Source organism: Stenotrophomonas sp. 28608_Sma (assembly GCF_056486185.1).
In genome coordinates, this window is record NZ_CM151308.1 from 886,348 (window position 1) to 911,419 (window position 25,072).

The 25,072-nt window shown below is 64.1% G+C and carries 18 protein-coding genes and 5 tRNA genes; 22 read left to right on the top strand and 1 reads right to left on the bottom strand.

All coding sequences use genetic code 11. The features are described from left to right. The first annotated feature begins 5 nt into the window (after positions 1-5). The 5 genes from ACZLHH_RS03965 to ychF all read left to right on the top strand — a co-directional run bounded on the left by ACZLHH_RS03965 (position 6) and on the right by ychF (position 3,745). Positions 6-82: transfer RNA gene (locus ACZLHH_RS03965), tRNA-Gln, on the top strand. A gap of 140 nt (positions 83-222) precedes the next feature. After that, positions 223-1,182 carry a ribose-phosphate diphosphokinase gene (locus ACZLHH_RS03970; RefSeq protein ID WP_005415400.1) on the top strand — a complete coding sequence of 320 codons (960 nt, stop codon included), beginning with the start codon at positions 223-225 and terminating at the stop codon, positions 1,180-1,182. Positions 1,183-1,291: 109 nt separating this feature from the next. Beyond that, positions 1,292-1,909, top strand: coding sequence for a 50S ribosomal protein L25/general stress protein Ctc (locus ACZLHH_RS03975; RefSeq protein ID WP_005415401.1), 618 nt, complete (start codon positions 1,292-1,294; stop codon positions 1,907-1,909). Positions 1,910-1,957: 48 nt separating this feature from the next. Then, positions 1,958-2,536: an aminoacyl-tRNA hydrolase gene (gene pth, locus ACZLHH_RS03980; RefSeq protein ID WP_014036086.1), complete on the top strand. Its 579-nt coding sequence runs from the start codon at positions 1,958-1,960 to the stop codon at positions 2,534-2,536. Positions 2,537-2,653: 117 nt separating this feature from the next. After that, positions 2,654-3,745 carry a redox-regulated ATPase YchF gene (gene ychF, locus ACZLHH_RS03985; RefSeq protein ID WP_049462700.1) on the top strand — a complete coding sequence of 364 codons (1,092 nt, stop codon included), beginning with the start codon at positions 2,654-2,656 and terminating at the stop codon, positions 3,743-3,745. A gap of 604 nt (positions 3,746-4,349) precedes the next feature. Here ychF and ACZLHH_RS03990 read toward each other — a convergent pair. Further along, positions 4,350-7,082 (bottom strand): TonB-dependent receptor plug domain-containing protein, encoded by a 2,733-nt coding sequence (locus ACZLHH_RS03990; RefSeq protein WP_049462701.1) that lies wholly within the window; start codon positions 7,080-7,082, stop codon positions 4,350-4,352. 170 nt (positions 7,083-7,252) lie between these two features. On the opposite strand from ACZLHH_RS03990, the gene ACZLHH_RS03995 reads away from it, so the two are divergent. The 17 genes from ACZLHH_RS03995 (at position 7,253) to rpsG (ending at position 24,970) form a co-directional block, all read left to right on the top strand. Next, complete coding sequence (locus ACZLHH_RS03995; protein WP_049462704.1) at positions 7,253-8,272, top strand: cyanophycinase; 1,020 nt, start codon at positions 7,253-7,255, stop codon at positions 8,270-8,272. Between the two features lie 104 nt (positions 8,273-8,376). Further along, positions 8,377-9,393, top strand: coding sequence for an isoaspartyl peptidase/L-asparaginase family protein (locus ACZLHH_RS04000; protein ID WP_049462702.1), 1,017 nt, complete (start codon positions 8,377-8,379; stop codon positions 9,391-9,393). 137 nt (positions 9,394-9,530) lie between these two features. Continuing rightward, positions 9,531-9,616: transfer RNA gene (locus tag ACZLHH_RS04005), tRNA-Tyr, on the top strand. A gap of 24 nt (positions 9,617-9,640) precedes the next feature. Then, positions 9,641-9,714: transfer RNA gene (locus ACZLHH_RS04010), tRNA-Gly, on the top strand. A 49-nt stretch (positions 9,715-9,763) separates the two neighbouring features. Beyond that, a tRNA-Thr gene (locus ACZLHH_RS04015) sits at positions 9,764-9,839 on the top strand. A gap of 41 nt (positions 9,840-9,880) precedes the next feature. Further along, positions 9,881-11,071, top strand: a complete 1,191-nt coding sequence (gene tuf, locus ACZLHH_RS04020) for an elongation factor Tu (RefSeq protein ID WP_049416993.1) — start codon at positions 9,881-9,883, stop codon at positions 11,069-11,071. A 103-nt stretch (positions 11,072-11,174) separates the two neighbouring features. Continuing rightward, positions 11,175-11,250, top strand: a tRNA-Trp gene (locus ACZLHH_RS04025). A 49-nt stretch (positions 11,251-11,299) separates the two neighbouring features. Further along, positions 11,300-11,713: a preprotein translocase subunit SecE gene (gene secE / locus ACZLHH_RS04030; protein WP_049462865.1), complete on the top strand. Its 414-nt coding sequence runs from the start codon at positions 11,300-11,302 to the stop codon at positions 11,711-11,713. 10 nt (positions 11,714-11,723) lie between these two features. Further along, positions 11,724-12,284 carry a transcription termination/antitermination protein NusG gene (nusG, locus tag ACZLHH_RS04035; RefSeq protein ID WP_004154362.1) on the top strand — a complete coding sequence of 187 codons (561 nt, stop codon included), beginning with the start codon at positions 11,724-11,726 and terminating at the stop codon, positions 12,282-12,284. Positions 12,285-12,543: 259 nt separating this feature from the next. After that, positions 12,544-12,972, top strand: coding sequence for a 50S ribosomal protein L11 (rplK, locus tag ACZLHH_RS04040; protein ID WP_004145248.1), 429 nt, complete (start codon positions 12,544-12,546; stop codon positions 12,970-12,972). A 4-nt stretch (positions 12,973-12,976) separates the two neighbouring features. Then, the gene (gene rplA / locus ACZLHH_RS04045; RefSeq protein WP_004154350.1) at positions 12,977-13,675 is read left to right on the top strand and encodes a 50S ribosomal protein L1; all 699 of its coding nucleotides are present in this window, start codon (positions 12,977-12,979) and stop codon (positions 13,673-13,675) included. A gap of 386 nt (positions 13,676-14,061) precedes the next feature. Then, positions 14,062-14,598 carry a 50S ribosomal protein L10 gene (rplJ, locus tag ACZLHH_RS04050; protein ID WP_010480377.1) on the top strand — a complete coding sequence of 179 codons (537 nt, stop codon included), beginning with the start codon at positions 14,062-14,064 and terminating at the stop codon, positions 14,596-14,598. Between the two features lie 63 nt (positions 14,599-14,661). Next, entirely contained in the window at positions 14,662-15,030 is a 369-nt protein-coding gene (rplL, locus tag ACZLHH_RS04055; RefSeq protein WP_010480374.1) for a 50S ribosomal protein L7/L12, read from the top strand. A 328-nt stretch (positions 15,031-15,358) separates the two neighbouring features. Continuing rightward, positions 15,359-19,513, top strand: a complete 4,155-nt coding sequence (gene rpoB, locus ACZLHH_RS04060) for a DNA-directed RNA polymerase subunit beta (RefSeq protein ID WP_049462864.1) — start codon at positions 15,359-15,361, stop codon at positions 19,511-19,513. An 89-nt stretch (positions 19,514-19,602) separates the two neighbouring features. Beyond that, complete coding sequence (gene rpoC / locus ACZLHH_RS04065) at positions 19,603-23,826, top strand: DNA-directed RNA polymerase subunit beta' (protein WP_049462863.1); 4,224 nt, start codon at positions 19,603-19,605, stop codon at positions 23,824-23,826. A gap of 283 nt (positions 23,827-24,109) precedes the next feature. After that, on the top strand, positions 24,110-24,484 hold the full coding sequence (gene rpsL, locus ACZLHH_RS04070; RefSeq protein WP_004145320.1) for a 30S ribosomal protein S12: 375 nt from the start codon (positions 24,110-24,112) through the stop codon (positions 24,482-24,484). A 12-nt stretch (positions 24,485-24,496) separates the two neighbouring features. Then, positions 24,497-24,970 carry a 30S ribosomal protein S7 gene (rpsG, locus tag ACZLHH_RS04075; protein ID WP_004145321.1) on the top strand — a complete coding sequence of 158 codons (474 nt, stop codon included), beginning with the start codon at positions 24,497-24,499 and terminating at the stop codon, positions 24,968-24,970. The last annotated feature ends 102 nt before the right edge of the window (positions 24,971-25,072 follow it).

A 25,072-nucleotide genomic window follows, 5' to 3' on the forward strand; every position in this document is an offset into this window, starting at 1 on the left:
AATGCAGGGGCGTCGCCAAGAGGCCCAAGGCACCAGGTTTTGATCCTGGCATTCGTAGGTTCGAATCCTACCGCCCCTGCCAATAGCGGCTGTGTCCGCGCCTTCCAGCGCATCGCCCGCGCGGGACGTGGAAACAACCGCGGTGTTGTCAGCAGCAAGGGTCCATCGGGGTCCTTGCCGACTCCGGATCCCCGCCACTCGTCCCCGCCCGAGACAATCATGATGCAAGAGTCCCCGAACCTGCTGGTCTTTTCCGGCAACGCCAACAAACGTCTGGCGCAGAACATCTGCAAGGAACTGGGGGTTCGCCCGGGCAAGGCGCTGGTCTCGCACTTCTCCGATGGTGAAGTGCAGGTGGAGATCGAAGAGAACGTCCGCAAGCAGGACGTGTTCGTGATCCAGCCGACCTGCGCGCCGAGCGCGGAAAACCTGATGGAACTGCTGGTGCTGATCGACGCGCTCAAGCGCGCATCGGTGGCCAGCGTGACCGCCGTGGTGCCGTACTTCGGTTACTCGCGGCAGGATCGCCGCATGCGTTCCTCGCGCGTGCCGATCACCGCCAAGCTGGCGGCGAAGATGTTCAGCACCGCTGGCGCTGATCGCGTGCTGACCGTCGACCTGCACGCCGACCAGATCCAGGGCTTCTTCGATATTCCGGTGGACAACGTGTATGCGTCCCCGCTGCTGCTGGCCGACATCTGGCGCGCCTACGGCACCGAGAACCTGATTGTTGTCTCGCCGGACGTGGGCGGCGTGGTCCGCGCCCGTGCGGTGGCCAAGCGCCTGGATGACGCCGACCTGGCGATCATCGACAAGCGCCGCCCGCGCGCCAACGTCTCCACCGTGATGAACATCATCGGTGACGTCGAAGGCAAGACCTGCGTGATGGTCGATGACATCGTCGACACCGCCGGCACCCTGTGCGCCGCTGCTGCTGCCCTGAAGGCGCGCGGTGCGCTCAAGGTCGCTGCCTACTGCACCCATGCGGTGCTGTCGGGCCCGGCGGTGGACAACATCACCAATTCCCAGCTCGACGAGCTGGTGGTGACCGACACCATCCCGCTGAAGGACGCGGCGCGGGTGTGCAGCAAGATCCGCCAGCTGAGCGTGGCGGAAATGCTGGCCGAAACGATGCGCCGCATCGCCTTCGGCGAGTCGGTCAGCTCGCTGTACGTCGACTGAGTTCTTCGCCCCTGCCGGCAACGGCGGGGGCATACCCGGATGCTTCTGGTCGCGGAAGCATCTTCAACCGCCACGCCGCAGGGCGCGGCAACAACCTGAGTAGTCGAAAATGTCGAAGACCCATGAAATCAAGGTCACCAAGCGTGAACTGCAGCGTAAGGGTGCGAGCCGCCGCCTGCGTCACGCCGGTGTGATCCCGGCCATCGTGTACGGCGGCAACGCCGAGCCGGTCGCCATCAGCCTGGACCACAACGAAATCTGGCTGGCCCAGCAGAACGAGTGGTTCTATGCCTCGATCCTGGACCTGAACCTGGATGGCCAGGTGCAGAAGGTCCTGCTGCGTGACATGCAGCGCCACCCGTACAAGCAGCTGATCATGCACCTGGACTTCCAGCGCGTGAACGAGAACGAAGCCCTGACCGCTTCGGTCCCGCTGCACTTTGTCAACGAAGACACCTCGCCGGCCGGCAAGGCTGCCGACGTCGTGGTCACCCACGAACTGAAGGAAGTGACCATCACCTGCCTGCCGAAGGACCTGCCGGAGTCGATCGAAGTCGACCTGGGCGAGCTGAAGGCCGGTGACGTGGTGTACCTGTCCGACATCAAGCTGCCGAAGGGCGTGGAAATCCCGGCCCTGGCGCTGGGCAAGGACCACGACGACGCCATCGTCACCGCTAAGGCCGGCAAGGCCGACGCGGCTGACGAAGAAGCGGCTGCCGCCGAGTAATACCGCTACGGTGCCTGCCTCCGGGCAGGCACCGTATTGGAAGGAACCATGGCAGGACTGCGACTGATCGTCGGTCTGGGCAACCCCGGATCGGAACACGCCCGGACCCGGCACAATGCCGGGTTTCATTTCGTTGAGGCCCTGGCGGAAAAAGCCGGTGCACGATGGAATGTGGACAGCAAGCTGTTCGGTGAGACCGCCAAGGTCGAGATCGCCGGGCAGACGGTGTGGCTGCTCAAGCCCGCCACCTTCATGAACCTCAGCGGCAAGTCGGTCACCGCCGCACAGCGGTTCTGGAAGATCGAGCCGGAAGAAACCCTGCTGGCCCACGACGAACTGGACCTGGCGCCCGGCGTGGCGCGGCTGAAGTTCGACGGTGGCCACGGTGGCCAGAACGGCCTGCGCGACACCATCCGCCTGCTCGGCCACGGCAAGTTCCATCGCCTGCGCGTGGGTATCGGCCATCCTGGCCACAAGGACCGCGTGGTGGGTTGGGTGCTGGGACGCCCTTCCAAGGATGATGACGTACTGATTTCGCGCGCCATCGACGATGCCATCGACGTGCTGCCGCTGGCAGTGCAGGGCGACTTCAGCGAAGCGATGAAGCGGCTTCATACCCCGAAATAGCCCGCTTTCGGTAGGTGCCAACCTTGGTTGGCACACAATGATCGACACCGAGATGGATTGGCCAAGCAGCGCGCGCGCTGTTTCACCAATCACTTTCACCCCAGAGAGCTGTCACCCATGGGTATCAAATGCGGCATCGTCGGCCTGCCCAACGTCGGCAAGTCGACCCTGTTCAATGCGCTGACCAAGGCGGGTATCGCCGCAGCGAACTTCCCGTTCTGCACCATCGAGCCGAACGTCGGCATCGTGCCGGTGCCGGATCCGCGCCTGAACGAGCTGGCAGCGATCATCAACCCGCAGAAGGTCATCCCGACCGCGGTCGAGTTCGTCGACATCGCCGGCCTGGTGGCCGGTGCCGCCAGCGGTGAAGGCCTGGGCAACAAGTTCCTGGCGCACATCCGCGAAGTCGATGCGATCACCCACGTGGTGCGCTGCTTCGAGAACGCCGATGTCATCCACGTCAACAACAAGGTCGACCCGATCTCGGACATCGAAACCATCGATACCGAGCTGGCGCTGGCCGACCTGGACAGCGTCGAGAAGGCGCTGAACCGTGCCGAGCGTGCGGCCAAGGGCGGCGACAAGGACGCCGCGGCGCGCAAGCCGGTGCTGGCCAAGCTGCAGGCGGCGCTGTCCGACGGCAAGTCCGGCCGTTCGGTGGGCCTGGACGAGGAAGAGAAGGCGCTGGTGCGCGATCTGTTCCTGCTGACCCTGAAGCCGGTGATGTACATCGCCAACGTGCTGGAAGACGGTTTCGACAACAACCCGCACCTGGAAGCCGTGCGCGCGCATGCCGCCGCTGAAGGCGCGCAGGTGGTGCCGGTGTCGGCCGCGATCGAAGAAGAGCTGTCCCAGCTCGACGACGAAGACCGCGATACCTTCCTCGCCGACCTGGGCCTGAGCGAGCCGGGCCTGAACCGCGTGATCAACGCGGCCTACAGCCTGCTCGGCCTGCAGACCTACTTCACCGCCGGCGTGAAGGAAGTCCGCGCGTGGACCGTGCGCAAGGGCGCCACCGCCCCGCAGGCTGCCGCGGTCATCCACACCGACTTCGAGAAGGGCTTCATCCGCGCCGAAACCATCGCGTATGACGACTTCATCAAGTACAAGGGCGAAGCCGGCGCCAAGGAAGCCGGTCGCCTGCGCCTGGAGGGCAAGGAATACCGCGTGCAGGAAGGCGACATCCTGCACTTCCGCTTCAACGTCTGATCCAGCAGCAGCGGATCGACCCAGGACGCCCCGCCTTGTGCGGGGCGTTCGCGTTTCCGGCGTCGGTTGCATGCGTGGACAAAAATTGATCATGCTCTGAAGCGCCTGCGGCACAGGGCTCGCAAGTACTTGTCCACACCAAACCCCCACCGCTTTCCACGCACGGTGTGGAAAACCCTGCGTATCGCTGCAGGGCCGAGCCCATGCTCGGCTGATGCCAGCCGGAGCCGAGCATGGGGGCGGTTCTACAGGGATTGCCCGGGCAGTGTGGATAAATTTTCGCCATGCTTCGAAACGCTTGCGTGGCAACACTCCCACTTACTTGTCCACACCTAGTTCCCATCGCTTTCCACGGCGCATGTGGAAAACCCGGATTCTGTCTGGACAAAAAATTGCCACCCTTCGAAACCATTGCAATGCGTGGCTCGCAGGGACTTGTCCACACCAAACCCCCATCGCTTTCCACGTGCGGTGTGGAAAACCCAGGGCGAGTGCGCGGCAACGAATGCCCACCAAGGTGGGCATCTACCGGGTGCGGTGTGCATGAACAACAAGGCCCGCCAATGGCGGGCCTTGTCGTCCACGTTCTGCAATGCGGCGTGCCTTACAGCGCGCTGCCACCGAACTTGTGGGTGTACTGCAGGTTGATGGTGCGGCCGACGCTGTCGAACCAGGACACGTCGTAGTACGGATACGCGGTGTACGTGGCGTCCTTCGGCGGCATCTTGTTGAACACGTTGACCACCGACAGCGACAGGCGCGAGTGGTCGTCGAAGCGGTACTGCAGCGACGCGTTGTAGCGGTAGGTTGCCTTGATGTACGGGCTGTCACCGCTGTCCCACTTGAATACCTGGTCGTAGCTGTCCGAGGTCGGCAGCTTGCCCAGGCGCGAACCATAGACCGTGGCCGACCACGCGTCCTTCTCCCAGGTCACGCTCAGGCTGGTCTTGGTACGCGGGATGTCGAAGTTGCTGTTGACCGCGAACTGGTCCTGGATCGGATCACCGGGGTAGCGCTGGAAATCGTGCTTCTTCACCCAGGTGTGGGTGCCGTTGAGGATGAAGTCGCCGATGCCGGTCTGCAGGCGGTAGCGCAGGCCAATGTCGATGCCGGAGGTGGATTCGCGGGCGACGTTGATCGGGGCGACACGCACGCCGTACAGGCGGCCATCACTGGTGCGGGTGATGCGGTCGAGCGCGTCCACGCAGGTCGGCGAGTTGATGTCGGCACTGCCGAGGCGGCAGTTCGCTTCGCTGGCCAGGATCGTGCGCACGTCCATGTCCTGCACCTGCTTGCGCATGTCGATGTCGAACCAGTCCACCGACAGGTCCAGGCCGATTGCCGGCGACCAGACGAAGCCGGCACTCCACGAGGTGCTGGTTTCCGGGTCGAGCTGGCGGTTGCCGGTGCGGCTGCGGATGATGCTGACGTCTTCGTCGCATTCGGTGCCATTGACGCGACAGTCGTACAGATCCACTACGTCAGTCTCGTCGTTGCCCGGGCCGGCGAACACGTAGTGCAGGTCCGGCGCACGGAACGCGGTGCCGTACGAACCACGCACCAGCAGGGTGTCGATCGGGCGCCATTCCAGGCCACCGCTCCAGGTCGCCTTGCCGATGGTGTGGCCGGAATAGCGGTACTGGTCGTAGCGGCCGGCCACGCTCAGGTTGACCGTCTCGTGCAGCGGCATGCGCAGCTCCGCAGCGGTCGCCCAGCGGTTGCGCGAACCGTTGCCGTCCGAATCCTTCCAGCTGTAGTAGTAGTACTGGGTCGCCAGCGGATCGGGATTGAGCGAGTACGCCTGCTGGCCCACTTCCACGGTCGCGGCGAAGCCAGCATCACCGCCCGGCAGGCCGAACAGCGCGGAATTGGTCAGCGTGAACGCAGCCGTCTCGGTGCGCGACTTCGGGGTGTAGGTGGTGCGCGCCGCGATCGAATCGTACTCGGCGCGGGTCAGCGGCCGGTACAGGCGCGACGGGTCGGCGTTGTAGATCGGGAAGCCGTCGTCGTCCACGCCCAGCTGTGGGCCCAGGAACAGGTCATTGGCTTTGGCGGCGATGATCTGTGCCCAGCTGATCCGCGACTGGTACTGCGAATGGCTCAGGGCCGCTTCGTAGTCCCAGTTGCCGGCCAGGTTGCCCTTGAAGCCGGTGGTCACGCTGAAGGTCTTCTGCGTGCTGCGCACCATTGCATTGCGCAGGCCACCCATCTCCTCGGGCGAGAACTGGCGCTGCCAGAACTCGATCTCGCCGGTGGCCTGGTTGTTGAAATAGCCCGACTCATCGCCGTTGGCGTCCATGCGGCCCCACTTGGTGACGTCGCGCATCAGCGACATCGTGTGGTAGCCCAGCTGCACATCGGCGAACCACTGCTGGCCGTTGTCGAAGTCGTAGCTCAGCGAGGCGTAGCCATTGGCGCCGCGGCGCTTGCTGAGGATGGTGCCGTAGCCGATCGAACTGTCGCTGCCGCAGTAGTAACCGTAGCGCGGGCGGTAGGCGCGGTAGGTGCTGCCCTGGTTCTGCCCGGCCAGCGCTTCGCAGGTGGCCGCGCCCGGATCCAGGTAGTCGTCGTTGTAGTCCGTGCGCAGGTAAGCGCGGCGTGCGATGCGTGAGCCCTCGGTGGGGCCGTCCTGGGTCGAATCCTGGATATCGCGCTCGTACGCCCACAGCGGGGTCTGCGACTGCAGTTCAACGCTGTACACGGCGTTGAAGTTGCCACGGCTGAAGCCACTGGCCAGGCTCATGTCGAACGACTCGCCACCGCCTTCGCTGGTGGTGCCCATGCGCATGTCGACGGTGGTGCCGTCGGCCTTCTTCTTCAGGATGAAGTTGACCACGCCGGCGATCGCGTCCGAACCGTAGATGGCCGAGGCACTGCCGGTCAGCACTTCGATGCGCTCGATCATGCCCAGCGGGATGTTGGAGACGTCGGTGAAGTTGCTGCGGCCCTTGAACGGCATCGGGAAGTCGGCGATGCGGCGGCCATTGACCAGCACCAGCGTGTGATTCGGGCCCAGCCCGCGCAGGTCCACCTGCTGGGCGCCCGGCGAGAAGTCGGCGCCGCTGGACGACTGCTGGCTCTGCGTCTCACCGCCGTTCTGGGTCATCGAGCGCAGCACGTCGGGCACGCTGGTGAAGCCGCTGGAGCGGATCTGCTCGGCGCTGATCACCGTGATCGGGGCGGGGCCTTCCACCTGGGCGCGCGGAATGCGCGAACCGGTGACCTGCACCGCATCCAGTTGTTGAACCGAAGAGGAAGCCGGTGCCTGGGCCGCCGCGGAAGCAGCCACGCCCATCAACGCCAGCTGGATCGACCACGCCATCGCCTTTCTACGCATGAGGAATTCTCGAAAATGAAGCCGGCCCGCAGAGGAGGGGCCCTGTCCCCCATTCAGATTTCCGGAATGGGCGCGCGCATTTAACGCCTTTTTCATGCCCTTGACTACTGGGTCCCTATCTGGCAAAGAGTGAAAACGCTTGCAAGTCGATTTTGTTCAGGGAGATCAAGATGCGACGCCTCCATTGCACCCTGCGTGCCCCCTTCGCCTGGCTGGCGCTGCTGGTGTTGGCCGTGCCGTTGGCCGCCCTTGCGCAGGACCTGCAGGGCCCGGGCTTCGCCTACTACGAAGCCGGGGATCTCGACGCACCCCGGCCCGGCCCGCGCGCGCCGGCCATGATGCTGATGGGCGGTGGCGAATGGGTGCCGGAGGCCTTTCACTGGTGGCTGAAGCAGGCCGGCAACGGCCGCGTGCTGATCCTGCGCGCTTCTGGCAGTGATGAACTGCAGGACCGCCTGTATCGCGAGATTGGCGGGACCACCGCAGTGCAGACGCTGGTCTTCGACAGCCGCCGCGGCGCCGACGATCCGGCCGTGCTGCGCGTGGTGGCTGCGGCCGATGCCATCTTCATTGCCGGTGGTGACCAGTCGCGCTACATCCGCTTCTGGAAGGGCACCGCGCTCAACCGCGCGCTCAATGCCCATGTGCGCGCCGGCAAGCCGATTGCCGGTACCAGCGCCGGGCTGGCCATCCTCGGTGGCTACGCCTACGGCGCGATGGACGGCGGCAGCATCACCTCCGCCGGTGCGCTGGCCGACCCGATGGGCAGTGCGGTGACCATGGACAGTGGCTTCCTGCAGATGCCCTACCTGCAGCGCGTGGTCACCGACACCCACTTCGACAAGCGCGATCGGCTCGGCCGCCTGATCGTGTTCGTGGCGCGCGCCGCGCAGGACAGTGGCGACCCCGACATCGTCGGCATCGGCGTCGACGAGGACACCGCCCTGTGCGTGGAGCCCGATGGCCAGGCGCAGGTCTACAGCGCCGACGGCGAAGGCAAGGTCTGGGTGGTCAGCCCCGGCCGCGATGCCGACCGTCTGGTCGAGGGCGAGCCGCTGCGCTTCCACGCGGTACCGGTAACGGTGGTCGCCAGCGGCAGCCGCATGCGCCTGGATGACTTCCAGGCCGACGCCGACTACCAGGCCGTGGCCGACGTCAGCGACGGCGAGATTGAGTTCACGCTTCGGTAGTGCCTGCCGCTGGCCGGCAACTCACCTTCCCTGATGCGCCCCTGCCGGCCAGCGGCCGGCACTACCCCGCAATCCATTCCCTCGTTCTGCTGGAGACGTAACCGATGAAACTGCGCCTGGCGCTGTCCGCACTGTTGTCCCTGCCCATGCTTGCCCAGGCCGCACCGGCGGCTTCACCGCTGCTGGTCATCCACGGCGGCGCCGGCGTCGAGCGCAAGGACCTGTCGCCGGCCGAGGAAAAGGCCGCACGTGACGCGCTGCGGGCGGCCCTGTTGAAGGGGCATGCGGAGCTGGCGGCGGGTCGCCCCGCGTTGGCTGCAGTCACCGCTGCGATCACCGTCCTGGAGGACGATCCCACCTTCAACGCCGGCAAGGGCGCGGTGTTCACCCATGACGGCCACAACGAGCTGGATGCCGCAGTGATGGACGGGGCCACCCAGGCTGCAGGCGCGGTGGCCGGCGTGCAGCGGGTGCGCAACCCGATCCTGCTGGCGCAGACCGTGATGCAGAAATCCAGGCACGTGATGATGGTCGGGCAGGGCGCCGAAGCCTTCGCGGTCGAGCAGGGGATGTCTCTGGTCGATCCCTCCTACTTCCGTACGGAGAAGCGTTGGCAGCAGCTGCAGCGTGCACTGAAAGAAGAGGCCAGTGGCCAGGCGCATGCCGACCTGGAGACTGCAAAGCACTTCGGGACCGTCGGTGCGGTCGCATTGGATGCGCAGGGGCACCTGGCCGCCGGTACCTCCACTGGTGGCATGACCAACAAGCGCTATGGCCGGGTGGGTGACTCGCCGATCATCGGTGCAGGCACCTGGGCCGATGCGCGCTGTGCGGTGTCCGGCACCGGCTGGGGCGAGTACTACATCCGCACCGCGGCCGCGCACGAGATCTGCGCACGCATGCGCTACCAGGGGCAGACGCCGGAACAGGCCGGCAAGGGCGTGATCAACGAGACGATTCCGCAGATGGGGGGTGACGGCGGTGCGATCGTGCTCGCTGCAGACGGAAAAATGGCCACGCCATTCAACACCCAGGGCATGTATCGGGGCTGGATCGGCGGCGACGGCGTCCCTCATGTCGCAATTTTCGCCAACGAGACCCTGCCGGTTCCCGGGCAATAACCTTGCGTATCAATGGGTTTGCGACAGCGTGTGAAAAAAATGGAAAAAAGCGTTGACAGCCCCCCGTCCCATCAGCAGAATAAGCGGCTCACCACCACACACCGCAACGCTTCGGCGGCAACGGAATGGGGTGGTAAGGAGGGATACCCAAGCGGCCAACGGGGGCAGACTGTAAATCTGCTGGCTTACGCCTTCGGTGGTTCGAATCCACCTCCCTCCACCAGTTTCACGTTGTGACATTCCCGGCGCGGGAGTAGTTCAATGGTAGAACCTCAGCCTTCCAAGCTGATGGTGCGGGTTCGATTCCCGTCTCCCGCTCCATTGAATGAACTTTGAATATTATCGAGTTCATGTCATAATGCAAAACTCGGCTCACGTAGCTCAGTCGGTAGAGCACTTCCTTGGTAAGGAAGAGGTCGAAGGTTCGATTCCTTTCGTGAGCACCATCTTAAGCATCACCTCTCAGACGAATTCGAGATAAGCAGCCATGGCCAAGGGTAAGTTCGAGCGCACCAAGCCGCACGTCAACGTCGGCACCATCGGTCACGTCGACCACGGCAAGACCACGCTGACCGCCGCACTGACCAAGATCGGTGCCGAGCGCTTCGGTGGCGAGTTCAAGGACTACTCCTCGATCGACGCCGCGCCGGAAGAAAAGGCGCGTGGCATCACGATCTCGACCGCGCACGTCGAATACGAATCCCCGATCCGTCACTACGCCCACGTTGACTGCCCGGGCCACGCTGACTACGTCAAGAACATGATCACCGGTGCCGCCCAGATGGACGGCGCGATCCTGGTGTGCTCGGCCGCTGACGGCCCGATGCCGCAGACCCGTGAGCACATCCTGCTGTCGCGCCAGGTCGGCGTGCCGTACATCGTCGTGTTCCTGAACAAGGCCGACATGGTGGACGACGCCGAGCTGCTCGAGCTGGTCGAGATGGAAGTGCGCGAGCTGCTGAGCAAGTACGAGTTCCCGGGCGACGACACCCCGATCATCGCCGGTTCGGCCCGTCTGGCGCTGGAAGGCGACCAGAGCGACATCGGCGTGCCGGCCATCCTGAAGCTGGTCGACGCGCTGGACAGCTGGATTCCGGAGCCGGAGCGTGCGATCGACAAGCCGTTCCTGATGCCGGTGGAAGACGTGTTCTCGATCTCGGGCCGCGGCACCGTGGTGACCGGTCGTATCGAGCGCGGCGTGATCAAGGTTGGCGACGAAATCGAAATCGTCGGCATCCGTCCGGTGCAGAAGACCACCGTGACCGGCGTTGAAATGTTCCGCAAGCTGCTGGACCAGGGTCAGGCAGGCGACAACGCTGGCCTGCTGCTGCGCGGCACCAAGCGTGACGACGTCGAGCGTGGCCAGGTACTGGCCAAGCCGGGCACGATCAAGCCGCACACCAAGTTCGAAGGCGAAGTGTACGTCCTGTCGAAGGACGAGGGCGGCCGCCACACCCCGTTCTTCAACGGCTACCGTCCGCAGTTCTACTTCCGCACCACCGACATCACCGGCGCCGCCAAGCTGCCGGAAGGCGTCGAAATGGTGATGCCGGGTGACAACGTCAAGATGGAAGTCACCCTGATCAATCCGGTGGCAATGGACGAAGGTCTGCGCTTCGCCATCCGCGAAGGCGGCCGTACCGTCGGCGCCGGCGTGGTCTCGAAGATCATCGAGTAAGCCTGCAGTACCGGTGGTTGCATAGCGCCGCCGGTTACGCGAATGGCGGGCCGGGAACCTCGGTCCGCCTTCGCCGTCTAAGGGAAGGCAAGTTTCAATACGTACGCCAGTAGCTCAATTGGCAGAGCAGCGGTCTCCAAAACCGCAGGTTGGGGGTTCGAGTCCCTCCTGGCGTGCCATCTGCCCACCTTATCCAGCGGCCTGGGCCGCTAAAGCAGACACAGTCGGATGAATAGCAAGATCGAACACTCCAAGGACAGCTCCGCCAACGGCGGGGATATCGTCAAGTACGTCGCCGCATCGCTGCTGGTGCTGGCCGGTCTGTTCGTCTGGTTCTGGTTCTCCGCCGACTCCGGTCGCGCCACCCAGCTGGGTGCGTGGGCGGGTCAGCTGCGTGCGTTGGCGGTCGTGGTCGGTCTGGTTGGCGGTATCGGCGTGTTCATGCTGACCGGCAAGGGGCGCGACACCCGCGAATTCCTCTCCGAGTCGCGCTTCGAACTGCGCAAGGTGGTCTGGCCGACGCGCCAGGAAGCCATCCGCATGACCTGGGTCGTGATGGTGGTGGTGACCATTCTCAGTCTGTTGCTGGGTGGGTTCGATTACGTCATTCAGTGGCTGGTTCAGTTGTTCCTGAGCCGCTAAGGAGAATTGCATGAAGCGTTGGTACGTCGTTCACGCCTATTCGGGCTTCGAGAAGTCGGTGGCGCAGGCTCTGCGCGATCGCATCGTCCGTGACGGCATGGAAGAGCGCTTCGGCGATGTCCTGGTCCCGACCGAAGAAGTGGTCGAGATGCGCGCTGGCCAGAAGCGCCGCTCCGAGCGCAAGTTCTTCCCGGGTTACGTGCTGGTCCAGATCGAGACCCACGAAGAAGCCGGTATTCCGCGCATCGACAACGAAAGCTGGCACCTGGTCAAGGAAACCCCGCGCGTGATGGGCTTCATCGGCGGCACCGCCGACCGTCCGCTGCCGATCGCCGATTCCGAGGCCGAAGCCATCCTGAATCGCGTTCAGGAAGGTGTCGAGAAGCCGCGTCCGAAGGTGCTGTTCGAGCCGGGCCAGATGGTCCGCGTTACCGACGGCCCGTTCAACGATTTCAATGGCGTCGTCGAAGAAGTCAACTACGAGAAGAGCCGTCTGCGCGTCTCGGTGCTGATCTTCGGTCGTGCCACTCCGGTCGAACTCGAGTTCGGCCAGGTCGAAAAGGCCGTCTGATCCGGCCGTGGGTCGAGCAAGCTCGACCGCTACGGGACCAGAAACCGGGCGCTGCCCGGTTTCTCTCGTTTACGTGCCGCTTCAGGCATGTGAAGAAAAAACCTGATATAGTGCGCGGCTCCCCGCTGGGAAGCCAGCAGGACGAGGCCGCCGCAAGGTGGCCTTCAGCATGATTTCAAAACGCGATGCCGGGACGCGTGATTCCCGGTCCGATGGGGAGCCTGTTGTCGAAAGGCGCTAGCACCCGGAGAGTACTCACATGGCAAAGAAAGTTGTCGGTTACATCAAGCTGCAGGTGAAGGCCGGTCAGGCCAACCCCTCGCCGCCGGTCGGTCCTGCGCTGGGTCAGCGCGGTCTGAACATCATGGAATTCTGCAAGGCGTTCAACGCTGCCACGCAGAAGCTCGAGCCGGGCCTGCCGGTTCCGGTGATCATCACGGCCTACTCGGACCGTACGTTCACCTTCATCACCAAGAGCACCCCGGCCACCACCCTGCTGAAGAAGGCCGCTGGCATCTCGTCGGGCTCCAAGCGCCCGAACACCGAGAAGGTCGGCAAGGTCACCCGTAAGCAGCTGGAAGAGATCGCCAAGGCGAAGGAACCGGATCTGACTGCCGCCGACCTGGACGCCGCCGTGCGTACCATCGCTGGCTCTGCCCGTTCCATGGGCCTCGTGGTGGAGGGTTAATAAGATGGCACAGACCAAGCGTGAGAAGGCCATCAAGGCCGCCGTCGTTCCGGGCAAGGCATACGCCTTCGAGGACGCGATCAACATCCTGAAGAGCGCCACCAAGGCCAAGTTCGTCGAGTCGATCGACGTCGCTGTGCGCCTGGGCGTCGATGCGAAGAAGTCCGACCAGCAGGTCCGTGGCTCCACCGTGCTGCCGGCCGGTACCGGCAAGTCGGTCCGCGTCGCCGTGTTCGCTCCGGCCGGTGCCAAGGCTGACGAAGCCCTGGCCGCTGGCGCCGAAGCCGTCGGTATGGATGATCTGGCCGAGAAGATGCAGGCCGGCGATCTGAACTACGACGTCGTCATCGCGACCCCGGACGCCATGCGCGTCGTCGGTAAGCTGGGCACCGTGCTGGGCCCGCGCGGCCTGATGCCGAACCCGAAGGTCGGCACCGTTTCCCCGAACCCGGGTGAAGCCGTGAAGAACGCCAAGTCGGGTCAGGTCCGTTACCGCACCGACAAGGCCGGCATCATCCACTGCACCATCGGCAAGGCCGACTTCGCCGAAGACGCGCTGAAGTCGAACCTGACCGCGCTGCTGCTGGACCTGATCAAGGCCAAGCCGGCCACCTCGAAGGGCACCTACCTGCAGAAGGTTTCGGTCAGCTCGACGATGGGCCCGGGCGTCACCGTCGACCAGTCGTCGCTGACCCTGAAGTAATTGTTTCAAGCGGTCACGGTACCTTCGGTGCCGTGACCGTGACATTTGAAGGCATCGCTGGCCTTACATCGCCCGCGGTAGCCGTCAAAGACCGCAGGCGCGGTCGTGGCAATACCGGCGACGGGCACGGAAGCTCGATCTGGCAAGGAGTCGCCGCCGGAGCAGTCATGAGCGCTTAATCGATTCCCCGGAATCACCCTGCGTAGATGGTGCCCTTCTGGAGTTTTTCTGGTTCACGCACGTCTGGGTTTCCCAGGTTGGCCCACTCCAGGTCTAGAACGGCCCACCCCCGGAACATCATCCCGATGTTCCCGGCGTCCAGGACGGATGCCGCACAGGACCGCACACGGCAGGAGCCGTAAGCGGAGTTCAATAGGAGGAGTGCAATGGCTCTCAATCTGTCCCAGAAGCAAGAAGTAGTCGCCGAGCTGGCAGACGTCGCCGCCAAGGCCCACTCCTTGATCGCAGCCGAATACGCTGGCACCACGGTCGCCCAGATGACCGCGATGCGCAAGCAGGCTCGTGAAACCGGTGTTTTCTTGAAGGTTGTCAAGAACACCCTGGCTTCGCGCGCCGTTGAAGGCACCGAGTTCGCAGTCGCCCAGGACCAGATGGTTGGTCCGCTGCTGTACGCGTTCTCGCTCGAGGAGCCCGGCGCTGCCGGTCGCCTGATCAAGGAAGCCGCCAAGGGCAACGACAAGCTGAAGGCTAAGGTCGTCGCCATCGGTGGCGAAGTGTTCCCGGCAAGCCACGTCGAAGTGCTGGCCTCGCTGCCGACCCGCGACCAGGCCCTGGCCATGCTGGCCCGCGTCCTGACCGAGCCGGTCACGATGTTTGCCCGCGCCATCAAGGCCGTTGGCGAGAAGCAGGGTGGTGGCGACGTCGCCGCCGACGCTGCCGAGCCGGCCGCCGAGACCGCCTGAGTTTCGACTTACCGTGGTTCCTGACGGAACCTCAACCCAGAAAATCATCCAAAGGTATTAATCATGTCCCTTACCAACGAACAGATCGTCGACGCCATCGCCGAGAAGTCCCTGATGGAAGTGATGGAGCTGGTCAAGGCCATCGAAGAGAAGTTCGGCGTCTCCGCCGCTGCTCCGGTTGCCGTGGCTGCTGCCGCTGGCCCGGCCGCTGCTGTTGAAGAGCAGACCGAGTTCACCGTCACCCTGAAGTCGGCCGGCGACAAGAAGGTCGAAGTCATCAAGGCCGTCCGCGCCATCACCGGCCTGGGCCTGAAGGAAGCGAAGGACCTGGCCGAAGCCGGTGGCGTCCTGAAGGAAGGCGCTTCGAAGGACGACGCCGAGAAGATGAAGAAGGACCTGGAAGCTGCTGGCGCGACTGTCGAAGTCAAGTAAACAGTTACCTTGCATCGTCACCGATTCACGGCGATGCAGCCAAGGCTGGGGGCGTAAGCCCCCGGCCTTTGGTCGTTGTTGCAGTACCGGTAGGGTCGACTGTTGGTCGACTGTTTCAAAAGCAGAAAAAGCCCAACACGGGCTGCGGTCAGACCCCGGCAGGCCAGCGCAGAGCGCGGCAGCGGGGGAGTGGATGCAGACGAGTTGGCAGTTGGAAGTAGCGGGAGAAGGCGTGCTGGTGCCGGCAATACCAGCGACTTCCAACTGACAATTTCAAGTTCCCTTCGGATCGTGGGCGCACGATCCGCACAACAAGGTGGAAGACCTCATGACGTCCTATTCGTTCACCGAAAAAAAGCGTATCCGCAAGGATTTCGGCAAGCAGCGCTCGATTCTCGAAGTGCCGTTCCTGCTCGCCATCCAGGTGGATTCCTATCGTGAATTCCTGCAGGAAAACGTCGATCCGGCCAAGCGCACGGACCACGGCCTGCACGCTGCGCTGAAGTCGGTCTTCCCGATCGCCAGCTACAGCGGCAATGCTGCCCTGGAATACGTCGGCTACAAGCTGGGCGAACCGGTCTTCGACGAGCGTGAGTGCCGCCAGCGTGGCATGAGCTACGGCGCGCCGCTGCGCGTGACCGTGCGCCTGGTGATCTACGACCGTGAGTCGTCGACCAAGGCCATCAAGTACGTGAAGGAGCAGGAGGTCTATCTGGGCGAAATCCCGCTGATGACCGAGAACGGCACCTTCATCGTCAACGGCACCGAGCGCGTCATCGTCTCGCAGCTGCACCGTTCGCCGGGCGTGTTCTTCGACCACGACCGTGGCAAGACCCACAGCTCGGGCAAGCTGCTGTACAGCGCCCGCATCATTCCTTACCGCGGCTCCTGGCTGGACTTCGAGTTCGACCCGAAGGACGCGCTGTTCACCCGTATCGACCGCCGCCGCAAGCTGCCGGTGTCGATCCTGCTGCGCGCGCTCGGCTACAGCAACGAAGAGATGCTGGCCGAGTTCTTCGAGATCAACACCTTCCACATCAACCCGGATGAAGGCGTCCAGCTGGAGCTGGTGCCGGAGCGCCTGCGCGGCGAAACCCTGGGCTTCGACCTCGCCGACGGCGACAAGGTCATCGTGGAAGCCGGCAAGCGCATCACCGCGCGCCACATCAAGCAGCTGGAAGCCTCGGGCATCGCCGCTCTGGCCGTGCCGGACGACTACATCGTCGGCCGCATCCTGTCGCACGACGTGGTCGATGCTTCGACCGGCGAACTGCTGGCCCAGGCCAATGACGAGATCACCGACGAGCAGCTGCAGGCCTTCCGCAAGGCCGGTGTGGATGCCGTGGGCACCCTGTGGGTGAACGATCTGGATCGTGGCCCGTACCTGTCCAACACCCTGCGCATCGACCCGACCAAGACCCAGCTGGAAGCCCTGGTCGAGATCTACCGCATGATGCGTCCGGGCGAGCCGCCGACCAAGGACGCCGCGCAGAACCTGTTCCACAACCTGTTCTTCACCTTCGAGCGCTACGACCTGTCCGCGGTCGGCCGCATGAAGTTCAACCGTCGCGTGGGCCGCAAGGAAACCACCGGCGAAGCCGTGCTGTACGACCGCAAGTACTACGGTGAGCGCAACGACGAAGAGTCCAAGCGCCTGGTTGCCGCCCATGGCGACAGCTCCGACATCCTGGACGTGATCAAGGTCCTGACCGAGATCCGCAACGGTCGTGGCGTGGTCGATGACATCGATCACCTGGGCAACCGTCGCGTGCGTTCGGTCGGCGAAATGGCCGAGAACGTGTTCCGCGTGGGCCTGGTCCGCGTCGAGCGCGCGGTCAAAGAGCGCCTGTCGATGGCCGAGTCGGAAGGCCTGACCCCGCAGGAGCTGATCAACGCCAAGCCGGTCGCCGCTGCCATCAAGGAGTTCTTCGGCTCCTCGCAGCTGTCGCAGTTCATGGACCAGAACAACCCGCTGTCGGAAGTGACCCACAAGCGTCGCGTCTCGGCCCTGGGCCCGGGCGGCCTGACCCGTGAGCGCGCCGGCTTCGAAGTGCGCGACGTGCACCCGACCCATTACGGCCGCGTCTGCACCATCGAAACCCCGGAAGGCCCGAACATCGGCCTGATCAACTCGCTGGCCGTGTACGCCCGCACCAACCAGTACGGTTTCCTCGAGACTCCGTACCGCAAGGTCGTGGACGGCAAGGTCTATGACGAAGTCGAGTTCCTGTCGGCCATCGAAGAAAACGAGTACGTCATTGCGCAGGCCAACGCGCTGACCAATGCCGACAGCGTGCTGACCGAGCAGTTCGTTCCGTGCCGCTTCCAGGGTGAGTCGCTGCTGAAGCCGCCGGCGGAAGTCCACTTCATGGACGTCTCGCCGATGCAGACCGTGTCGATCGCGGCCGCGCTGGTTCCGTTCCTGGAGCACGATGACGCCAACCGCGCACTGATGGGCGCCAACATGCAGCGTCAGGCCGTGCCGACCCTGCGTGCGCAGAAGCCGCTGGTCGGTACCGGCATCGAGCGCGCCGTGGCGCGTGACTCCGGTGTGACCGTGAATGCCCGTCGTGGTGGCGAGATCGTGCAGATCGATGCCGCCCGTATCGTGGTCAAGGTCAACGAGGAAGAGATCGTTGGCGCCACCGACGCAGGCGTGGACATCTACAACCTGGTCAAGTACACCCGTTCGAACCAGAACACCTGCATCAACCAGCGTCCGCTGGTCCAGGTGGGTGACGTCATCGCCCGCGGCGACGTGCTGGCCGACGGTCCGTCCACCGACATCGGCGAACTGGCCCTGGGCCAGAACATGCTGATCGCGTTCATGCCGTGGAACGGCTACAACTTCGAAGACTCCATCCTGCTCTCCGAGCGTGTGGTGGAAGAGGATCGTTACACCACGATCCACATCGAAGAGCTGACCTGCGTCGCGCGTGACACCAAGCTGGGGCCGGAGGAAATCTCCGCCGACATCCCGAACGTCTCCGAGCAGGCGCTGAACCGCCTGGACGAGAGCGGCGTGGTGTACATCGGTGCGGAAGTCCGTGCCGGCGACATCCTGGTCGGCAAGGTCACGCCGAAGGGCGAAAGCCAGCTGACCCCGGAAGAAAAGCTGCTGCGCGCGATCTTCGGCGAGAAGGCTTCGGACGTGAAGGACAGCTCGCTGCGCGTTCCGCCGGGCATGGACGGTACCGTCATCGACGTGCAGGTCTTCACCCGCGACGGCATCGAGAAGGACAAGCGCGCCCGCCAGATCGAAGAGTCTGAAATCAAGCGCGTCAAGAAGGACTTCGACGACCAGTTCCGCATCCTGGAAGCCGCCATCTACATGCGTCTGCGTTCGCAGATCGTGGGCAAGGTGGTCAACGGTGGCGCTGGCCTGAAGAAGGGCGACGTGATCAGCGACGCCTTCCTGGACGGCCTGAAGAAGGCTGACTGGTTCGCCCTGCGCATGAAGGACGAGGACGCTTCGGAAGCCATCGAGCGCGCCCAGAAGCAGATCCAGGCGCACGAGAAGGAATTCGAGCGTCGCTTCGCCGACAAGCGCGGCAAGATCACCGCCGGCGACGACCTCGCCCCGGGCGTGCTGAAGATGGTCAAGGTGTTCCTGGCCGTGAAGCGCCGCATCCAGCCGGGCGACAAGATGGCAGGCCGCCACGGTAACAAGGGTGTGGTCTCCAACGTGGTGCCGGTCGAGGACATGCCGTACATGGCCTCGGGCGAAACCGTGGACATCGTGCTGAACCCGCTGGGCGTGCCGTCGCGTATGAACATCGGCCAGATCCTGGAAGTGCATCTGGGCTGGGCTGCCAAGGGCCTGGGCCGCAAGATCCAGGCGATGATGGAAGCCCAGGCGGCGGTCGCCGACCTGCGCAAGTTCCTGGACGACATCTACAACCACGACGACACCAACGTGGCCAACCGTGTCGACCTGTCGCAGTTCAGCGACGAGGAACTGCTGCGTCTGGCCCGTAACCTCACCGACGGCGTGCCGATGGCCACCCCGGTGTTCGACGGCGCCACCGAAGCGGAAATCAAGCGCATGCTGGAACTGGCCGACCTGCCGAGCAGTGGCCAGACCCAGCTGTACGACGGCCGCACCGGTGAAGCGTTCGATCGCCACACCACCGTGGGTTACATGCACTACCTGAAGCTGAACCACCTGGTCGACGACAAGATGCACGCCCGTTCGACCGGCCCGTACTCGCTCGTCACCCAGCAGCCGCTGGGCGGCAAGGCGCAGTTCGGCGGCCAGCGCTTCGGTGAAATGGAAGTCTGGGCGCTGGAAGCCTACGGCGCGGCCTACACCCTGCAGGAAATGCTGACGGTGAAGTCCGATGACGTGCAGGGCCGCAACCAGATGTACAAGAACATCGTCGACGGTGAGCACGAGATGGTCGCGGGCATGCCGGAATCCTTCAACGTGCTCGTGAAGGAAATCCGCTCGCTGGCCATCAACATGGAACTGGAAGACAACTGATCCATGCCGGCGCGGCGGTCAACGCCGCCGCGCCGCTGGCAGTGAACTGAAAGCCCATCGACACAGCATTCCTCCTTCTGGAGAACACCATGAAAGACCTGCTCAACCTCTTCAACCAGCAGCGCCAGACGCTGGACTTCGACGCGATCAAGATCGCGCTGGCTTCGCCGGACCTGATCCGTTCGTGGTCCTTCGGCGAAGTGAAGAAGCCGGAAACCATCAACTACCGTACCTTCAAGCCGGAACGCGACGGCCTGTTCTGCGCCGCCATCTTCGGCCCGGTGAAGGACTACGAGTGCCTGTGCGGCAAGTACAAGCGCATGAAGCACCGCGGCGTGGTCTGCGAAAAGTGCGGCACCGAAGTGACCCTGGCCAAGGTGCGTCGCGAGCGCATGGGCCACATCGACCTGGCTTCGCCGGTCGCGCACATCTGGTTCCTGAAGTCGCTGCCGTCGCGCATCGGCCTGATGCTGGACATGACCCTGCGCGACATCGAGCGCGTGCTGTACTTCGAAGCCTACGTGGTGACCGAGCCGGGCCTGACCGCCCTGGAGCGCCGCCAGCTGCTGACCGAAGAACAGTACCTGCAGGCCCGCCAGGAGCACGGTGACGACTTCGACGCCGCGATGGGCGCCGAGGCCGTGTACGAACTGCTGCGCACGATCGACCTGCAGTCGGAAATGACCCGCCTGCGCGAGGAAATCGCCGCTACCGGTTCGGAAACCAAGCTCAAGCGCCTCACCAAGCGCATCAAGCTGATCGAAGCCTTCCTGGAATCGGGCAACCGTCCGGAGTGGATGGTCATGACCGTGCTGCCGGTGCTGCCGCCGGACCTGCGTCCGCTGGTCCCGCTGGATGGCGGCCGCTTCGCGACCTCCGACCTGAACGACCTGTACCGCCGCGTCATCAACCGTAACAACCGCCTGCGCCGCCTGCTCGAACTGAGCGCGCCGGATATCATCGTGCGCAATGAAAAGCGCATGCTGCAGGAATCGGTCGATGCGCTGCTGGACAACGGCCGTCGTGGCCGTGCCATCACCGGCACCAACAAGCGCCCGCTGAAGTCGCTGGCCGACATGATCAAGGGCAAGCAGGGCCGCTTCCGCCAGAACCTGCTGGGCAAGCGCGTCGACTACTCGGGCCGTTCGGTCATCGTGGTCGGTCCGTACCTGCGCCTGCACCAGTGCGGCCTGCCGAAGAAGATGGCGCTTGAGCTGTTCAAGCCGTTCGTCTTCGCCAAGCTGCAGCGTCGTGGCCTGGCCACCACCATCAAGGCCGCCAAGAAGCTGGTCGAGCGCGAAGAAGCCGAAGTCTGGGACATCCTGGAAGAGGTCATCCGCGAGCATCCGGTGATGCTGAACCGTGCGCCGACCCTGCACCGTCTGGGCATCCAGGCGTTCGAGCCGGTGCTGATCGAAGGCAAGGCCATCCAGCTGCACCCGCTGGTCTGCACCGCGTTCAACGCCGACTTCGACGGTGACCAGATGGCCGTCCACGTGCCGCTCTCGCTGGAAGCCCAGCTGGAAGCGCGTGCGCTGATGATGTCGACCAACAACATCCTGTCGCCGGCCAACGGCGAGCCGATCATCGTGCCGTCGCAGGACGTCGTGCTGGGTCTGTACTACATGACCCGCTCGCTGGAAAACAAGAAGGGCGAGGGCATGGCCTTCGCCAACATCGCCGAAGTGAAGCGTGCCTACGACAACCGCGTGGTGGAACTGCACGCGCGCGTCAAGGTCCGCATCACCGAAGTGGTGACCGACGAAGACGGCAACAAGCAGAACAAGACCTCGATCGTGGACACCACGATCGGTCGCGCCCTGCTGGCTGAAATCCTGCCGGAAGGCCTGCCGTTCGCGCTGGCCAACACCGAGCTGACCAAGAAGAACATCAGCCGCCTGATCAACTCCAGCTACCGCCAGCTGGGCCTGAAGGACACGGTCGTGTTCGCCGACAAGCTGATGTACACCGGCTTCGCGTACGCGACCCGCGCCGGCGTCTCGATCGGCATCGACGACATGCTGATCCCGGACGAGAAGAAGGGCATCCTCACCGAGGCCGAAGCCGAAGTGCTGGAAATCCAGGAGCAGTACCAGTCGGGCCTGGTCACCGCCGGCGAGCGCTACAACAAGGTGGTCGACATCTGGTCGCGCACCAACGAGCGCATCGCCAAGGCGATGATGGACACCATCGGTACCGAGAAGGTGGTCAATGCCAAGGGTGAGACCATCGACCAGAAGTCGATGAACTCGCTGTACATCATGGCCGACTCCGGTGCGCGTGGTTCGCAGGCGCAGATCCGTCAGCTGGCCGGCATGCGTGGCCTGATGGCCCGCCCGGACGGCTCGATCATCGAGACGCCCATCAAGGCGAACTTCCGCGAAGGCCTGAACGTGCAGGAGTACTTCAACTCCACCCACGGTGCCCGTAAGGGTCTGGCCGATACCGCGCTGAAGACCGCGAACTCGGGTTACCTGACCCGTCGTCTGGTCGACGTGGCACAGGACGTGGTGATCACCGAGGTGGATTGCGGTACCACCGAAGGCCTGATCATGACCCCGATCGTGGAAGGCGGCGACGTGGTCGAACCGCTGAAGGACCGTGTGCTGGGTCGCGTGGTTGCCGAGGACGTGTTCCTGCCGGGCAACGACGAAGATCCGATCGTCACCCGCAACACCCTGCTGGACGAAGCCTGGGTTGCCAAGCTGGAAGACGCCGGCGTGCAGACCATCAAGGTCCGCTCGACCATCTCCTGCGAATCGGCCTTCGGCGTCTGCTCGCGCTGCTACGGCCGCGACCTGGCCCGTGGCCACCTGGTCAACATCGGTGAAGCGGTCGGCGTCATCGCCGCCCAGTCCATCGGTGAGCCGGGTACCCAGCTGACCATGCGTACGTTCCACATCGGTGGTGCGGCGTCGCGAGCTGCTGCGGTCGACAACATCACCGTCAAGACCACCGGCTCGGTCAAGTTCAGCAACCTCAAGTCGGTCGAGCATGCCAACGGCTCGCTGGTGGCAGTGTCGCGCTCGGGCGAAATCTCGGTGCTCGATGCCCACGGCCGTGAGCGTGAACGTTACAAGCTGCCGTACGGTGCGACCATCACGTCCAAGGACGGTGATGCGATCAAGGCTGGCCAGACCGTGGCCAACTGGGATCCGCATAACCACCCGATCGTGTCGGAAGTGGCCGGTTTCATCCGCTTCATCGACTTCGTCGACGGCATCACCGTCATCGAGAAGACCGACGAGCTGACCGGCCTGGCGTCGCGCGAAATCACCGATCCGAAGCGTCGTGGTACCCAGGCCAAGGACCTGCGCCCGATCGTGCGCATCGTCGACGCCAAGGGCAACGACCTGTCGATTCCGGGCACCGACCTGCCGGCGCAGTACCTGCTGCCGCCGCGCTCGATCGTCAACCTGCAGGACGGCGCTGCCGTCGGTGTGGGTGACGTGGTCGCCAAGATCCCGCAGGAAGCGTCGAAGACCCGCGACATCACCGGTGGTCTGCCGCGCGTGGCCGATCTGTTCGAAGCGCGCAAGCCGAAGGATCCGGCGGTGCTGGCCGAGCGTTCGGGCATCATCAGCTTCGGCAAGGACACCAAGGGCAAGCAGCGCCTGATCATCAAGGACACCGATGGTTCGGAGCACGAAGAGCTGATCCCGAAGTACCGCCAGGTCATCGTGTTCGAAGGCGAGCATGTCACCAAGGGTGAAACCATCGTGGACGGCGAGCCGAGCCCGCAGGACATCCTGCGCCTGCTGGGTGTCGAACCGCTGGCCGCCTACCTGGTGAAGGAAATCCAGGACGTGTACCGCCTGCAGGGCGTGAAGATCAACGACAAGCACATCGAGGTGATCACCCGCCAGATGCTGCGCAAGGTCGAGATCACCGACCAGGGCAGCAGCAAGTTCCTGAACGGCGAACAGGTGGAGCGCCAGCGCGTTATCGAGGAGAATGCCCGCCTTGCAGCCCGCAATGAGCTGCCGGCGCACTTCGATCCGGTCCTGCTGGGTATCACCAAGGCGTCGCTGGCGACCGAATCGTTCATCTCGGCCGCTTCGTTCCAGGAAACCACCCGCGTGCTGACCGAAGCGGCCGTCCGCGGCACCTCGGACAACCTGCGTGGCCTGAAGGAAAACGTCATCGTGGGTCGCCTGATTCCGGCCGGTACCGGCCTGGCGTACCACAGCAACCGCCGTCGCGGCGCTTCCGGCCTCACCGAGTCGGAAATGCAGACCCTTGCCGGCACCCCGGCCGCGGTCGAGGCACCGGTGGTTGAAGCCGAAGCTGAACAGGCGTCGGGCGAAGAATGAGGTATCCGGTCCGGCTGCAAGGCCGGACCACCCCGTCGGTCCATCGATGGGAGTGGGAAAGGGCAGGGAGATCGTCCGCGATCGACCCTGTCAATCTGAACGGGGTACATGGAGGCCCCCCAGTAACGTCCCGGGATCAGGGACGGGCTTGACAGGAGGCGTTTGACTGCTTTCCTGGCAGGTTGCTACAATCGTCTGTCTCAGCAGGCCAGAATTTCGGCCTGCTTTAACATTTCCGCATCTCTGGTCGGATTTTCCGGCCACCAATCAGAAGAACCTACTGATGGCGACGATCAACCAGCTGGTCCGCAAGCCGCGGCAAGCGACCACCTACAAGAGTGCCTCGCCGGCGCTCGACAAGTGCCCGCAGCGCCGTGGCGTCTGCACCCGTGTCTACACCACCACTCCGAAGAAGCCGAACTCGGCTCTGCGCAAGGTTGCCAAGGTCCGCCTGACCAACCAGGAAGAAGTGATTTCCTACATCGGTGGTGAAGGCCACAACCTGCAGGAGCACTCCGTGGTCCTGATCCGCGGCGGTCGCGTCAAGGACCTGCCGGGTGTGCGTTACCACACCGTTCGTGGCTCGCTCGACGCCGCCGGCGTTGCCAAGCGTCGCCAGGCCCGTTCCAAGTACGGCGCCAAGCGTCCGAAGGCATAAGGAGAGAGCACTATGTCGCGTAAGGGTAATACTCCGCAGCGTTCCGTCCTGCCCGATCCGAAGCACGGAAGCGAAACCATCGCCCGCTTCATCAACATGGTCATGCAGAGCGGCAAGAAGTCCGTCGCCGAAAAGATCGTGTACGGCGCCATGGACGTGATCACCGAGAAGAACAGCAGCGCCAACGCCATTGAACTGGTGCAGAAGGCTCTGGACAACGTCGCTCCGGCGGTCGAAGTCAAGTCGCGCCGCGTCGGTGGTGCCACCTACCAGGTGCCGGTCGAAGTGCGTTCGTCGCGCAAGATGGCCCTGGCCATGCGCTGGCTGATCGACTCCGCGCGCAAGCGTGGCGAGAACACCATGCCGAAGAAGCTGGCTGCTGAACTGATCGACGCCTCGGAAAACCGTGGCGGCGCCATCAAGAAGCGCGAAGAAACCCACCGCATGGCCGAAGCCAACAAGGCATTCGCCCACTACCGCTGGTGAGTTTGACGGCCTTGTAAAACAGGCAGGGCAGCACCACTTCGGTGCGTGCTGCCTCGCGGTCCCAGAAGGGCTGCGCCAATCCGAAGGCCGCCGAAAGGCGGC